Source organism: Paraburkholderia sp. NPDC080076 (genome assembly GCF_050281145.1).
In the GTDB taxonomy this organism is placed as follows: Bacteria; Pseudomonadota; Gammaproteobacteria; order Burkholderiales; family Burkholderiaceae; genus Paraburkholderia.
On record NZ_JBNNWQ010000002.1, the window covers coordinates 1,062,917 to 1,075,334 of the forward strand.

Annotated in this window: 13 protein-coding genes and 1 pseudogene; 7 read left to right on the forward strand and 7 right to left on the reverse strand. The window is 62.9% G+C overall.

The genetic code is table 11. From position 1 onward, the window contains the following. Positions 1-9 precede the first annotated feature (9 nt). Together ACQKRQ_RS12115 and ACQKRQ_RS12120 are read left to right on the forward strand one after the other, a co-directional pair. Complete coding sequence (locus tag ACQKRQ_RS12115) at positions 10-696, forward strand: DUF2242 domain-containing protein (protein WP_408176476.1); 687 nt, start codon at positions 10-12, stop codon at positions 694-696. Positions 697-1,476: 780 nt separating this feature from the next. Further along, on the forward strand, positions 1,477-1,728 hold the full coding sequence (locus ACQKRQ_RS12120; RefSeq protein WP_132376661.1) for a hypothetical protein: 252 nt from the start codon (positions 1,477-1,479) through the stop codon (positions 1,726-1,728). A gap of 84 nt (positions 1,729-1,812) precedes the next feature. On the opposite strand, the gene ACQKRQ_RS12125 is transcribed toward ACQKRQ_RS12120, so the two are convergent. After that, positions 1,813-2,745 (reverse strand): DMT family transporter, encoded by a 933-nt coding sequence (locus tag ACQKRQ_RS12125; RefSeq protein ID WP_427477111.1) that lies wholly within the window; start codon positions 2,743-2,745, stop codon positions 1,813-1,815. Positions 2,746-2,812: 67 nt separating this feature from the next. Beyond that, positions 2,813-3,409, reverse strand: a pseudogene (locus tag ACQKRQ_RS12130) (sensor histidine kinase); the annotation flags it as partial. A 395-nt stretch (positions 3,410-3,804) separates the two neighbouring features. Here ACQKRQ_RS12130 and ACQKRQ_RS12135 point away from each other — a divergent pair. Then, positions 3,805-4,557: an IclR family transcriptional regulator domain-containing protein gene (locus ACQKRQ_RS12135; protein WP_408431581.1), complete on the forward strand. Its 753-nt coding sequence runs from the start codon at positions 3,805-3,807 to the stop codon at positions 4,555-4,557. Positions 4,558-4,782: 225 nt separating this feature from the next. After that, a complete protein-coding gene (locus ACQKRQ_RS12140; protein ID WP_132376664.1) occupies positions 4,783-4,992 on the forward strand; it encodes a hypothetical protein in 210 nt (69 codons plus the stop codon). A gap of 154 nt (positions 4,993-5,146) precedes the next feature. On the opposite strand, the gene ACQKRQ_RS12145 is transcribed toward ACQKRQ_RS12140, so the two are convergent. Both ACQKRQ_RS12145 and ACQKRQ_RS12150 read right to left on the reverse strand, forming a co-directional pair. Continuing rightward, complete coding sequence (locus ACQKRQ_RS12145) at positions 5,147-5,425, reverse strand: hypothetical protein (protein WP_012434605.1); 279 nt, start codon at positions 5,423-5,425, stop codon at positions 5,147-5,149. Positions 5,426-5,560: 135 nt separating this feature from the next. Then, positions 5,561-6,316 (reverse strand): Mut7-C RNAse domain-containing protein, encoded by a 756-nt coding sequence (locus tag ACQKRQ_RS12150; protein ID WP_408285694.1) that lies wholly within the window; start codon positions 6,314-6,316, stop codon positions 5,561-5,563. A 94-nt stretch (positions 6,317-6,410) separates the two neighbouring features. Here ACQKRQ_RS12150 and ACQKRQ_RS12155 point away from each other — a divergent pair, with 94 nt between their 5' ends. Together ACQKRQ_RS12155 and ACQKRQ_RS12160 are read left to right on the forward strand one after the other, a co-directional pair. Further along, positions 6,411-7,280, forward strand: coding sequence for an NAD(P)-dependent oxidoreductase (locus ACQKRQ_RS12155; protein ID WP_408176481.1), 870 nt, complete (start codon positions 6,411-6,413; stop codon positions 7,278-7,280). A 97-nt stretch (positions 7,281-7,377) separates the two neighbouring features. Beyond that, complete coding sequence (locus ACQKRQ_RS12160) at positions 7,378-8,013, forward strand: LysE family translocator (RefSeq protein WP_132376667.1); 636 nt, start codon at positions 7,378-7,380, stop codon at positions 8,011-8,013. A 273-nt stretch (positions 8,014-8,286) separates the two neighbouring features. Here the strand turns inward: ACQKRQ_RS12160 and ACQKRQ_RS12165 are convergent, their stop codons facing one another. From ACQKRQ_RS12165 to ACQKRQ_RS12175, 3 genes are all read right to left on the reverse strand, one after another. Then, positions 8,287-9,111, reverse strand: a complete 825-nt coding sequence (locus tag ACQKRQ_RS12165; protein WP_427477115.1) for an OmpW/AlkL family protein — start codon at positions 9,109-9,111, stop codon at positions 8,287-8,289. A 171-nt stretch (positions 9,112-9,282) separates the two neighbouring features. Then, positions 9,283-10,527: a DUF2957 domain-containing protein gene (locus ACQKRQ_RS12170; protein ID WP_132376669.1), complete on the reverse strand. Its 1,245-nt coding sequence runs from the start codon at positions 10,525-10,527 to the stop codon at positions 9,283-9,285. Positions 10,528-10,665: 138 nt separating this feature from the next. Further along, the gene (locus ACQKRQ_RS12175; RefSeq protein WP_427477117.1) at positions 10,666-12,099 is read right to left on the reverse strand and encodes a DUF2957 domain-containing protein; all 1,434 of its coding nucleotides are present in this window, start codon (positions 12,097-12,099) and stop codon (positions 10,666-10,668) included. A gap of 66 nt (positions 12,100-12,165) precedes the next feature. On the opposite strand from ACQKRQ_RS12175, the gene ACQKRQ_RS12180 reads away from it, so the two are divergent. After that, positions 12,166-12,414, forward strand: coding sequence for a hypothetical protein (locus tag ACQKRQ_RS12180; protein ID WP_427477119.1), 249 nt, complete (start codon positions 12,166-12,168; stop codon positions 12,412-12,414). Positions 12,415-12,418 lie beyond the last annotated feature (4 nt).

Below are 12,418 nucleotides of genomic sequence, written 5' to 3' on the forward strand. Positions count from 1 at the left end.
CGATCGACCATGTTGACCTCGTTTTCCAGATCCACAGCCGCCGCGTTTGCCGGCCTGCTGACCCTCGCCGCCTGTAGCAGCACGCCGCAGCCGAAATTCCAGCAGGAATTGTTCGAAACCGGCGCGAGCCCGTACGCACGCAATTTCAATTCGAGTACCACGGATAGCTGTGAGGCCGCGCGCCGGGCGCTCTTGAGCCAGGGCTATCTGACGACGATGACCCGCAACGATACCGTCGACGGCACCAAGAACTTCCAGCCGACGGGCGACACGCACGTGGTCGTCGAATTTCACGTGGTCTGTACGCCGGGAGAAGAAGCGAGCGATACCAGCATCGTCTATGTCAATGCGGTGCAGAACGGCTTTGCGCTGAAGAAAAGCGATACGTCGGCAAGCGTCGGACTGAGCGTGCTGGGGTCGCTGTCATTGCCGATCCGTTCGAACAGCGATGCAATGGTCAAGATTTCGAGCGAGACCATTCCGTCGGGCAAGTTCTACGACCGTTTCTTCGGGCTCGTCGATCATTATCTGCAGACGGTGGTGCGCACGCAGCCGGTCGCCAATAACCGCATCGAGACGCGCCTGCTGCCGGTGCCAGTCGAAGTGACGGCTCCAGTGCCCGTTCCCGAGATGCCCGATGCCATCGGCAAGGCGGCGTCCGTGCAGCCGGCGAGCGGAGTCGGCGTAGCGCCCTGATCTATCCGCGGGCGTTCGCGGTGTCGAGGCTGGTCAAGACCTGATCAGCCTTCAATCTCATCGCGAAGCATTACTTATCCTATGTCTTTTACTTCATACGTATATATATGTAGTAATAGTTAACAAGGGTTAACCCCTTCTGTGGATAACTCCCGAATGTTCCGTCACATCAACGCCATGCAAACTCGATAACCCTGCGGAACACGTCTGTAGAAAAACTACCAAACCGGGATAACTTTGACGGGGCTTGCCTCATGCGCCGTCTTATCAAGATTCCGCACACAGGCTGTTCCATGCGCTATCCCGAAGTTATTCATAGGGAATTGTGGATAACTCGCGTTCGCAGTCGTTTCTCCAACCGTTGCCGGGCAAGTTTTTCAAGTTGCCCAAGCGCTCGCCACCGTACAGACCGCTGCCTGCCAGACGCGCACATTGAAGACGGACGGTACAAAGATTGCGTCTCTCTTTTTGCAAGCGCAACTGTTGCTATTTAGTCAAAACCATTTCGGCAACGCCCGATCCAGGCATAGAGTTAAAGTGTTTTCTGAGGTTATTGGTGCAGTGCGGGGGGTGTGGAATGAAACGCAGAACAGCTCGACAGCTTGTCCGTCTTCTCTCGGATATCCGACATGCCACCCATTGCAGCACGCTGCGGGCGGCAGCCACCAATCGGGCCATCGCGCACGCATCCGCTGAACACGAAGCGGACCTCGCCGACAGTGACGAGAATAGCGACGCCACGCGCGACGCGCACCAGGACAAGCCGGCCCGGAGCGGATCATGAGAACGGCAAGCGAACAGTCGCTGCGGTTTCTGGTTGAGAAATGGCTTGCTCCGGAGCCTTCGGCGCCGGTTCACGTCACTGAATTCAGCCGTACTCGCCTCGGAGGGCGGCGTTATGTCCGCGTCGAGACTTCGCTCGAGAGGGGCTCGCGCGGGTTGTTCTTCTTTCGTCACGACGACGGCTGCTGGTGCGTGTTTCCGCCAACCGCCGATACGCCCGCTTTGTTTGCGCATCCGCGGGCGGCCTGAGGGCAGCAAGCAACCCAACGACGCCGAACGCCTGCGCAAATATCTCGCACGCTTTGGCGTCGAATGGGGTGGCTGGCTGCATCCTCAAGACGACGCGCGAGTCACGCGTTCACGTCCGCGTTGCCACGCCGGCATCACCTGACACACGATCAAACCCGCGAGCATCAGCGCGCATCCGAACAGCGCGCGCGCCGTCAGCGTTTCGCCTAGCACGAGCCAGGCCGCAAGCGCGGCGAACACACCTTCCATGCTGAAGATCACCGCCGCGTGCGACGGCGCCGCGTGTTTTTGCGCGACCACCTGAATCGTGTAAGCGATACCGACTGACAGCGCCCCGCCGTACAGGATGGTCGGCGCGGCGCGCGCAATCACCGCGAGGCTGAACGGTTCGACGGCGAGACCGACAACAAGGCAGGCGAGTCCGCACGTCACGAACTGCACGAGCGCGAGCATCAGCGTGTCGTGGCGCAGCGCGAAACGCCCGACCAGCATCATCTGAATGGAGATCACGAGCGCGCCGGCGAGCTGATACCAGTCGCCATACAGCATCGAAAAGTGCTCGTTGACACTCAGGAAATACATGCCGACGGCCGCGAGCGCCGCACCGAGCCATGTGCCGATCCCCGTGCGATGTTTGAATAGCACGCCCAGCAGCGGCACGATCACTACGTACAGCGAACTGATGAAACCCGCGTTGGCGACCTTCGTGTATTGCAGGCCGATCTGCTGCAATGAAATCGAGGCGGCCAGGACCACGCCGAGCAGCGCGCCGGCGCCGAGCAGCTCGCGTGCGCCGCCGGGTTCGCGCTTCGACAGTTCAGCCAGCGCGGAGCGCCGCACGCAAACGATCAGCGTCATCACGACCAGCGCGCCTAGCAGGAAGCGCAGTCCGGTGAACAGGAACGGTCCGATCGCGTCGAGACTCAAGCGTTGCGCGACGAACGCGGAGCCCCAGATCATCGCGGCGATCAGCATCAGGACATTGGCGCGCAGGTGTTGGCGGGTTTCGTTTTTCAAAGGTGGTCTGTCTAATTCAGTTGTTGTGTGACAAGTTGCTCGTGGTCCGACAGAGGCGCGGCGCTGGTTAGCTAACGGTCGCGTTGGCCGGCAACCTTGACGCCGGCAGCGTCATCACGAAGCGTGCGCCGCCTGAGGCGGCCGACTCGAGCCGCACGTCGCCGTCATGGACCAGTGCCACACGCCGCACGATCGCAAGGCCGAGGCCGTACCCGCCGGTATGCCGGTCACGGCTCGAATCAGGTCGATGAAACGGCTCGAACACACGGTCATGATCGGCGAGCGGAATGCCAGGACCGTCATCGTCGACGGTCAGCACCAGCGCGCCCGTCCCATCGACTTCCGCGCCCAGCGAAATCGCCCGCTTTGCATAGCGTGTGCTGTTGCGGATCAGATTCAGCAGCGCACGCGCGACCAGCTTGGGATCGCAGACATGATACGTGGGCGCCTGCGCAACCGCCGCCCCGCCCGTGGAAACCGAAAGCGTCAGCGAGCGGTCGACGACATCGTTGCACATGCTCGCGGCCACGCTATCGAGCAGTTCGTCCACCGACACGCGCATCAGCACCAGATGTCCCGCACCTTGTTCCAGACGGCTCAAGGTCAGCAATTCTGTGACCAGTTCATCGAGTTCGCGCACGTCTTTGCGCGGCGCGAGTTGGCGGCATGACGCGGCTTCTCGGCGCTTCGGCGAACGGCCCGATCGTGCAGTCGAAGAATAACTACTTCGCGATTACGGCACTGACTTATCGCTATTGATCGCGCAATTGAGCGGTGCGTCGATCGGGAATCCGAAATGTCGGCATGCCGCTTCGACGTCTTCTCAAGGTACTCGGGATCGCCGCATGACAAACTGCGGTTCAAGGGCTGGCGGGAGAGCCTGATATCGGCAGTGCGCCGAGTCACACCGCGTCCCTGAGCAGATGCGCTGAGACCTCAAATGATTGAATCCGCTCATGGCGGTTCGTTCTCTAGTCGACTCGCGCGATAATCGCGCCAGTCGGCCACGGACCTCGGACACGACTGACCCAACGACCGGCCGATTTTCAGGCAAACGCAATGGACGAGAAAGACTGGATCGCCGGCGCCGCGAAAGCGCTGGCGATCATCGAAGCATTCGACGAAGAGCACGCGCGCATGACGCCCACCATGGTCGCCGGCCGCGCGGGTCTGTCGCGCACGGCGGCGCGCCGTTATCTGCTGACGCTGCGTGAACTCGGCTACGTGGATACCGACGGCAAGCTGTTCTGGCTGGCGCCGCGTGTCTTGCGGCTCGGCCAGTCGTATCTGGATTCGGCGCGCTTGCCGCGCACCGTGCAGCCTTTCCTCCAGCGCATTACCGCGACCGTGCAGGAAACCGCGCTGGTCGCGATCCTCGACGAACACGATGTGGTGTACGTGGCGCGCAACGGCGTGAACCGGGCAATGGCGGTCGGTTTCGTGCTCGGCTCGCGCGCGCCCGCGCCGTTGTCGTCGGCGGGACTGGTCCTGCTGGCGTTCCAGGCGGCGGAGAACATCGAGCAGTGGCTGGCGTCGTATCCGATCAAGGTGTTCACGCCCCACACCTACTCGACGATCGAACAGTTGCGCGAAGTGCTCGGCGAAATTCGCCGCAATGGCTACGTGGTCACGGATCAGCAACTGGAGTTGGGCGTGCGCGGCGTCGCGGTGCCGTTGCGCGACCGGCATGGTTCGGTCGTGGCGGCGATCAGCGTCAGCATGCCGATCGGGCAGGAGTCGGCCAATGCCGCGCTGCACCGGGTGTTGCCGACCCTTTTGGAGAACGCCAGCCTGCTGCGCAACCTCGTTTGACGTGGTCTAGGTGAATCCCCTGGTACGGGATGCTTAACGAGTGAAAGCGGGTCGAAAGCAAAGCTGTCTCCCGGAAAATACATATCGAGTTTTGGGCATGACAAACCGCCTACACTGGGTAATACTCTCCCGCGGGGAGCGGGAAGGCGCCTCAAGCCCTGTCTGCTTCACCGTGCAGCTTATTCATTCACATTGACTCAGTCGTCCAGGTTTGGGGAACAACACATGAAAAAAGTTATCGTCTCGCTCGCAGCCGCTTCGATCGCGCTGGTTTCTGTTCAAGCTTTCGCACAAGCGTCGGACGCAGCGCCGGCTGCTGCAGCAAGCGCGCCGAAGAAGCATCACGTCAAGAAGCTGACGACGCACGGTAAGCGCGCTCCGGTTTCGGCAGCTGCTTCGGCAGCTGGCACGAACGACAAGGGCACGCAAAACTAAGCTGTCGCCCGATCCTTCGGGTCAGCTTCGCCGGTCGACTGCACGGCGCCGCTAGCCGGCTAGTGCAGCGCGATTCGGATGAAGGCGTCGCAAGCAAAAAGGCCAGAGCACGAGCTCTGGCCTTTTTGCATTCGAGGCGGGTTTTTTGCGGCGATTAGCCGGCAAGGCCGCGCTTGATGACTTCGTTGAGCAAACCGGTCATCCCTTCGGGATGGGTCGCGGCGCGCTCTTTCAGTTCGGTCACCAGATCACCGTTCAGCTTGCAGGCAAACGCGACGAGGCCCTGCGCCTGGTCGAGCTTGCGCTGTTCGCGACGATCGAGCTTCGGCTCGGCTGCGGCGGCTTTGCCGAAACGGTCGGCGGTCGACAGCTTCATTGCGTTGTTCAGCTTGAGTGCCTTGTTCTTTTCAAGGTCGGTTTTTTTCATCGCCATACGGAAGGCCTCTGCCAGATAAGTAATCCCGCATTGTACGCATCGCGCCGAGCGTCGCGCGAACGCATGGCGTTCAGCTTCCGCGCGCGTGGTTTGCCACGTGCAATGCGAACCGGGATGACTCTGAATCGAAACTCACTCGGACCGGCCCGGCGCGGCAGCCACGCTGTCCATCAGTGCGCGCATTCTTTGCCAATGCGTGCCTTCCCAGAACACGCGGCGGCACACGTCGCAGGTGACGAACTGGGCATGCCGTTCCAGCACACCGTCGGGCGCGCGCGTGCCGACTTCCTCTTTGGGGATGCGCCGCAGCGGCACATTGCACATCAGACACAAGCGGAACGGTTGCGCGCTGCCCGCCAGATCGAGCCGTTCAAATACTTCGCGCAATTGTTCGCGCGGCCTGAGCGTGCGGACGTAGCAGCCATGCGTGATGCTGCGGCGTTTCAACAGCTCGCGGTCGCGTGTCAGGACGATGCGCTGCTGCTCGGCGGCGAGCGCTTCGATGTCGGCATCGGGAAAGTGGTTGTCGTACAGCGTATCGAAGCCCGCTAGCCGTAGAAGTGGCGCGAGGCCGCCCAGATGCGCGTCGGCGATGAAACGCACCACCCGCAGCGGCCGTTCGCGCACGCGCAGGAGCGGCTGGATGTCGAGCGCTTCAAACTTCGGGTAGACGGCGATGCGATCGCCGTCCGCGAGGGGATGATTGAAACCGACCGACTCGCCGTTGACCAGAATCAGCTCGACCTCGGTATGCGGCACGCCGAGCGCTTCGATCATGTGCTTCGCGGTGGCGCCCGGCGCGCAGGCGTAGCTGAACGCGCGCCGGCGCAGCGGCCGGGCGAGAAAATCGTTCAGCTCCTCGTAGAAGCGGAATGTCGCGGTCACCATCACCGCAGTATCGCACCGTGTTTCTTTGCGCGCTGTCCTGCACGTGTCGCATGGGTGTGTTTTACTTCCAGTTCTTTAGAAGACGGAGCGACAGATGGACATCGGTTTTATCGGTCTCGGCGAGATGGGTGCCGCGATGGTTGCAAACATTTTGAAAGCCGGGCATCAGGTGCGCGTGTGGAACCGCTCACCGGAGCGCGCGCAACCGCTCGCCGACGCCGGCGCGCGGGTCGTCGCGACGCCGGCCGAAGCGTTTGCGGGCGACGCCGTGTTCTCGATGCTCGCCGACGATAGCGCTTTGCGCGAGGTCATCACCGCTTCGCTGCTGGAACATGCTCCGCGCGGGCTGATCCACGTGAACATGGCGACGATCTCGGTGGCGCTGGCCGAGGAACTGGCGACGGCGCACGCGTCGCGCGGCGTCAACTACGTCGCCGCGCCGGTGATGGGTCGGCCCGATGTCGCGGCGGCGGGCAAGCTCACCATTGTCGCGGGCGGCCCGGCCGAATCGATCGACCGCGTCCAGCCGATTTTTGACGCGATCGGCCAGAAGACCTGGCGCATCGGTTCGCTCCCGCAGCAGGCGAACGTCATGAAGCTCGCCGCCAACTTCATGCTCGGCGCGGCAGTCGAGACGCTCGGCGAAGCGGCCACACTGGTGACCGGACACGGTCTCGCCATGCAGGATTTCCTCGACGTGATCACGAGCGGCCTGTTTCCGGGACCGGTCTATTCTGGCTACGGCAAGCTGATCGCGGAGCAGCGCTACGAGCCGGCGCTGTTCAAGGCGCGTCTCGGCCTGAAAGATATTCGGCTCGCGCTGGCCGCGGCCGACGCCGTCACGACACCGCTGCCGATTGCCAGCGTGGTGCGCGACAGCCTGCTCGAAGCCATGGCTCACGGCGACGGCGAGAAAGATTTCGCGGTGCTGGGCCAGGTCGCCGCGCGGCGAGCCGGGCGCTAAGAGCAATGGACAAGGCCCTGAAGAGCCACTGAGGAACGGCACTGACGGGCGCGGGCGGGCATAATATCCGCCCGATCCTTTATCCGCCCTGATTCCCATGAGTCTGCATACCTGGTGGCTGTTCGTCGCCACTGTCTTCGTCGTTTCCGCCATTCCCGGTCCGAACATGCTGCTCGTGATGACGCACGGCGCCCAGCACGGCTTGCGCCGCTCCAGCGCGACCATGGCGGGTTGCCTGTCGGCGCTGGTGCTGATGCTGGCGGTGTCGGCGGCGGGCCTCGGCGTGTTTCTCGAGGCGTGGCCGGCCATGTTCAACGCGCTGCGGATGATCGGCGCGGCGTACCTCGTGTATCTCGGCATCAAGGCGTGGCGCGCGCCGGCTGACGAAGCCGCCGCCGGCGATGCCGACGAACTGGCCGTCAAGCCCGCGCGCTCGCGCTTCGCGCTGTTCCGCAACGGCTTTCTCGTCGCGGGGAGCAATCCGAAGGCGATTCTGTTCGCCGCGGCGCTGCTGCCGCAATTCATCGACGCCGCGCAGCCCAAGCTGCCGCAGTTCGGCGTGCTCGTCGCTACTTTCGCCGTGATCGAGGTGAGCTGGTATCTTGTGTACGCGGGTTTCGGCACGCGAATCGGCGCGAAGTTGAAGAGCCGCAGCGTCGCCCGCATGTTCAATCGTCTGACGGGTGGCGTATTCGTCGGCTTCGGCGCGATGATGGCGCTGGTGCGGCACTAGACGCAAGGCGCAGCCGCTGGTCAACGGCGGCGGCAAGACATCTTGCAGAGTGTTGCGAATTTACAACGCAGAGGGTCTACCCTAATTTTCATGTTGCGCCGCACCAAGCCGTTTGCTATAGTTTGTCTTGTCTCCTCCATGTCTCCTCTGATATGGATTCAGCCCGCCCACATAGGCGGGCTTTTTTTTGCCCTGAATTTCCAGCGTCCCATACAAGACAAAGGCGGCTGACCCTTGCGCAGGGCAGCCGCCTTTGTTGCGTCAGAACCGAACTCAGAATTTGTACGAGAGGGCGAGGAACGAAATGATCGGGTCGGCCTTCAGGTCCGCCTTCGACACACCCAGCTCCGTGCCGTCCGCCGCCTTGATGATGACCGACGAGGTCGTCTTCAGCGGAATGTAGGTGACCGACGCCAGAAGGCCCCAGTGCTCGGTGATGTTGTACACGAGGCCCGCGTTAAACACCGGCGCCCACGACGAGGACGCTTTCGCCGACACCTGCGTCTGCCCCGGCTTGCCCGCGCCGGCGGCCAGCACGGCGCCGAGATTGTTTTGCGTCGATGTCACGAAATTCGGGCTCAACTGAATGTCGGAGAACCAGTTGTACGACACGCCAATGCCGACAAACGGCCGGAATTTCGCTGTCGGCGCGTTGAAGTAGTACTGGAAGAGCAGCGCCGGGCTCCACTGGCGCACGCTTTTTACGATCGGGTTGGCTTGCGGATCGCCCAGATCCTGCTGGCCGAGCGCGCCGGCCGGTCCCGGCGGCTTGATGGTGCCGTGCCCGTAGATCTTGAAGACCGGCGGCACGCCTGCCACCGTCGTCACGGCGATGTGATCGGTGAGGTAATGGCTGAACACCAGGCCGACGGTGTCGGCGTTACTGGTCGACAAGCTCGTGCCGGCCGAGGTGAATGAACTCGGTAGACGCAGCGGTGTGTTGATCGGCGTCGGCGCGACATGGGTGGTGAGCGGCGTGCTCGAATCCTGCGGCATCACGTGGAACCAGCCGAGCGCTGCGACGTTGTCGCCCGCTTGCTGGGCGTGCGCACCGGCTGACAGGCAGGCGGCCAGTAACGCGAAATAGATTTTTTTCATCTTGTTCCTCCTGAGGCGCGCTGAAACTCATCGCGCGCGGCAAGCGGCGGCGGGTTGGCGACCGCGCCGGCGCGCTGCATATTCGGTGGGCGCCGGCCGCCGCGCGGTTGCGCTGCGCGGCAGCCGGGACGCGAACGCCACGTTGCGGATTGGCGGCGCGTGCTGAGTCCGTTACTGGACGAAGGCGCCGATCGTGAAGTACGGCGAGGCCGCGTTGGTCAGATCGAGATAGCCGAACACACCACCCGTGAAGATCATCTTTCCGGTCGGCGTAGTGCCGGTGGAGGCACCGACTCGCGTCGTCGTCACCACGCCCGGCACGGTTTGCGTGAAGTCCAGATTCAGCGCCGTCGCCAGCGATGCCTGCGATGCATTGAACGGATCCAGCAGCGTGGCCTCGGCACCTTCGAGCGCGGTGGTGCGGTAGTCGAACTGGCTATCCACGCCGATGTACTCACCGTTCTGCGAGTTCACCGTGATCGCGCTCTGCGGCGCCAGAATCGAGATGCCGGATTCGTCGTCGGCGTAGGGTCCGAGCGCGCCGTTTTGCGGCACGGTCACAGACGAGTTCGCCGCGCCCGTTCGCACCAGGATCGGCACCAGCTGGTTACGCAGCTTGCCGACGATCATGTAGCCGCGCGCTTCCGGGGTCGTGGCGAGCGTCGGCTTGGCCTGGCCCAGGAAGTTGTTGGTCTGGAACGCGCCGCTGCCGTCCGCCGACTGCGCGAAGTTGCTGCCCGGCTGTTGACACTTGCCCGCGTTGACCCCGGAGTTGTCGCACTCGGTCCATGTGCCGTCCGCGTTGATCGTGATCTTCGAATCGACCGCGACCGGCGCGAAGTTTTGCGACGGCACCTGGTGATAGCCGAGCTGGTTGTAGGTGCCGGCCACGTTCGCGAGATTCGTTTCAATCGACGAAAAACCGATGAACGGGTAGTACGGGAATTTGGTATCCGGCACGGCGCCTACGCCGAGAATCCCGCCGAACGAAATTTCCGCGCCGGGGATCGTGCCGCCCGCCACCCCTTCGCCGACGAAGATCCGCGCCGGACGATTCGGATCGAGGCTCGCGCCATTCAGGCGGAACGCGCACTGGTTGAGTTTGTTGGTCGGCAGCTGGGTTTCCTGAGTCAGCGTGCCGCTGGCGGTCTGGCCCGCGCGCGTCGGGACGACGGTGCCGGTGGTCGCGGGGATCGGCGACTCGATGTAATTGACCTGCCAGGTCATCTTGGTCGTATCGAGTTGCAGCTTGACCAGTTCGCCGTCACCGCCGCCGCCCGTGAATACCGTGCTGTAGTCCAGCGACGCCGGACACAGACGCACTTCCGTCACGGGCCCGTCGCCTCCGCCGCCACCACCGCACGCCCCCAGCAACGGTGCAGCAAGAGTGAGCACCGAAAGGATTCTCCATTTCATACCGCCTCCAGAATTTTCTCGTTGTGTGTGGCCGGCTCCCAGTCCCGCCACCTTTTTGCTATTTGTCTCTCGTACTGCCCACTGCCGGTCCGCTGTGGCTTGGTTGTCTGGCTTATTTGCGTGCCTTACTTGCGTGCCTTACTTGCTGATTTGCGCTCCAATGCCGAAGTACGGCGCGCTCGAAGCCGTGCTGCTGAGTTGCGACGTCGGCGCGACGCCCCCGTTGACGGTGCCTTGAATCTCGATCGCGTACAGGCCACCCGAAGCGATCGCGAGGCCTTTCTGGCCGTTGGCCTGCTGGACACCGACCAGTCCTGGGCTCGGCAACGCGTAGCCCAGGCCGAAGCCGTCTTCCCCTGCGGACGTCGACGGATTGATGAAGGTGCCGACGCCGCCCTGGATCAACGCCGCGGTGTACTTGAAGTTGGAGTCGGCGCCCACGTAGCCGCCGTCGAAGCCGCCGGAGGCAAGCAGTGTGGCAGCGGCGAGCATCGCGATACCGGACTCGTCGTCGACTTTGGCGTCGGAGTGGAGCAACACTGCCGTGCCCAGATTCACGGAGCCCGTCCGGATCACGAGCGGCACCGTCGCGCCGTTGATCTGGCCGAGAATCATGTGCGCTTGCGCGGACACGCCGCTCGGCTGATTCAGCGGCGGCAGTTTGAGCTGCGTACCGATCTGCGGCGCATTCTGGCTGTCGAAGTAGCCGCTGCTGTTCGCGGTCCACGCCGTGCCCGTCGTCAGGCAGCCGCTCGAACTCGGCGTAAAGGCCGCGTTCGCTGGATTGGAGCCCGTGCAGTTGCCGGCCGCGTCGAAGGTTTCGACCGTGTTGGTAGCGGTCGCCGCGTACGAGCCGGACGGCACCAGGTGATACAGGAGACCGTTGTAGGTGCCGGCCAGCTTGGTGACGTCGTTCGTCGTGCTGGCAAAGCCGAGGAACGGATAGAAATCGAAATGCCGGTTAGGGACTGCGCCAACGTGATCGATGATGCCCGGAATGATGGTCAGCCCGTCGTACTCGACGGTCGCGCCCGGAATGCCACCGCCGGCCACGCCCTGGCCGACCAGGATCATCGGCGGGTTCGGGTTGTTGACGAAATCGGGTGTCGTGTAGGTCGTGCCGTTGGCAGGCGCGGTGCCGGTACCTTTGCCGAGAATGAACGCGCAACGTGTTTGCTCGGCGGTGGGCAGCGTGCCGGTCGGCGGATGAATCACCGCACCGGTGATCTGCGTGCCTTCGCGCGTGATCGTGACGTCGGCGCTGGTCAGCGGGATCGGCGATTTGAGCCACTTCAGCGTGTAGGTCATCGCCGTCGCGTCGATGTTCAGCTGCACCACTTCGCCGCTGCCCGCGCCACCGAGGAAGGTGCTCTTGACGATGTCGGCAGTTGCCGGGCACAACGCCGCCGCGCCGGCGCCCGAGGCGGGCGGACCTTGCACGCCGCAGCTCGCGCCGGAACATTGCGGTGCGTTGATCGCGCCTGGATTGTCGGCCTTGCCACCGCCGCAAGCGATCAGGAATGGGGCCGTGGCAATGGCCATCGCGAGGCTTCGAGTAATGGCGTGCGACATGCAGCTGTCTCCCTTCATGTAATTGTGCGAGCTAATTTCGCTGCGCGGATAATGGCTGTCAATTGAATGAGCCGTCTAAAAAGACCGATTCAAACAGCGCATTTTTTGCTGCGCGCGCGCCGCGTGGACATCTGCGGATCTTTTAAACAAAAAACGATTTTTTGCTTGGAAGGCGACATCGTTGCTTCGCCGCACTCCCTTGCCAGGCAAGCCTTTGAGCAAAATGGCTCTATCATCTGCGAACGACCGTTCGCGAAAAAATCAGGAATTTCCCTATGCGGAAAACTATGCGCTATGCGTCGATATCAGGAATGAATTA

Excerpts from the sequence above, each read along its gene's own strand:
- ACQKRQ_RS12115 (WP_408176476.1), top strand. The coding sequence starts at position 10 with ATGTTGACCTCGTTTTCCAGATCCACAGCCGCCGCGTTTGCCGGCCTG.
- ACQKRQ_RS12120 (WP_132376661.1), top strand. The coding sequence starts at position 1,477 with ATGAGAACGGCAAGCGAACAGTCGCTGCGGTTTCTGGTTGAGAAATGG.
- ACQKRQ_RS12135 (WP_408431581.1), top strand. The coding sequence starts at position 3,805 with ATGGACGAGAAAGACTGGATCGCCGGCGCCGCGAAAGCGCTGGCGATC.
- ACQKRQ_RS12140 (WP_132376664.1), top strand. The coding sequence starts at position 4,783 with ATGAAAAAAGTTATCGTCTCGCTCGCAGCCGCTTCGATCGCGCTGGTT.
- ACQKRQ_RS12145 (WP_012434605.1), bottom strand. The coding sequence starts at position 5,425 with ATGGCGATGAAAAAAACCGACCTTGAAAAGAACAAGGCACTCAAGCTG.
- ACQKRQ_RS12150 (WP_408285694.1), bottom strand. The coding sequence starts at position 6,316 with ATGGTGACCGCGACATTCCGCTTCTACGAGGAGCTGAACGATTTTCTC.
- ACQKRQ_RS12155 (WP_408176481.1), top strand. The coding sequence starts at position 6,411 with ATGGACATCGGTTTTATCGGTCTCGGCGAGATGGGTGCCGCGATGGTT.
- ACQKRQ_RS12160 (WP_132376667.1), top strand. The coding sequence starts at position 7,378 with ATGAGTCTGCATACCTGGTGGCTGTTCGTCGCCACTGTCTTCGTCGTT.
- ACQKRQ_RS12165 (WP_427477115.1), bottom strand. The coding sequence starts at position 9,111 with ATGAAAAAAATCTATTTCGCGTTACTGGCCGCCTGCCTGTCAGCCGGT.
- ACQKRQ_RS12170 (WP_132376669.1), bottom strand. The coding sequence starts at position 10,527 with ATGAAATGGAGAATCCTTTCGGTGCTCACTCTTGCTGCACCGTTGCTG.
- ACQKRQ_RS12175 (WP_427477117.1), bottom strand. The coding sequence starts at position 12,099 with ATGTCGCACGCCATTACTCGAAGCCTCGCGATGGCCATTGCCACGGCC.
- ACQKRQ_RS12180 (WP_427477119.1), top strand. The coding sequence starts at position 12,166 with ATGAGCCGTCTAAAAAGACCGATTCAAACAGCGCATTTTTTGCTGCGC.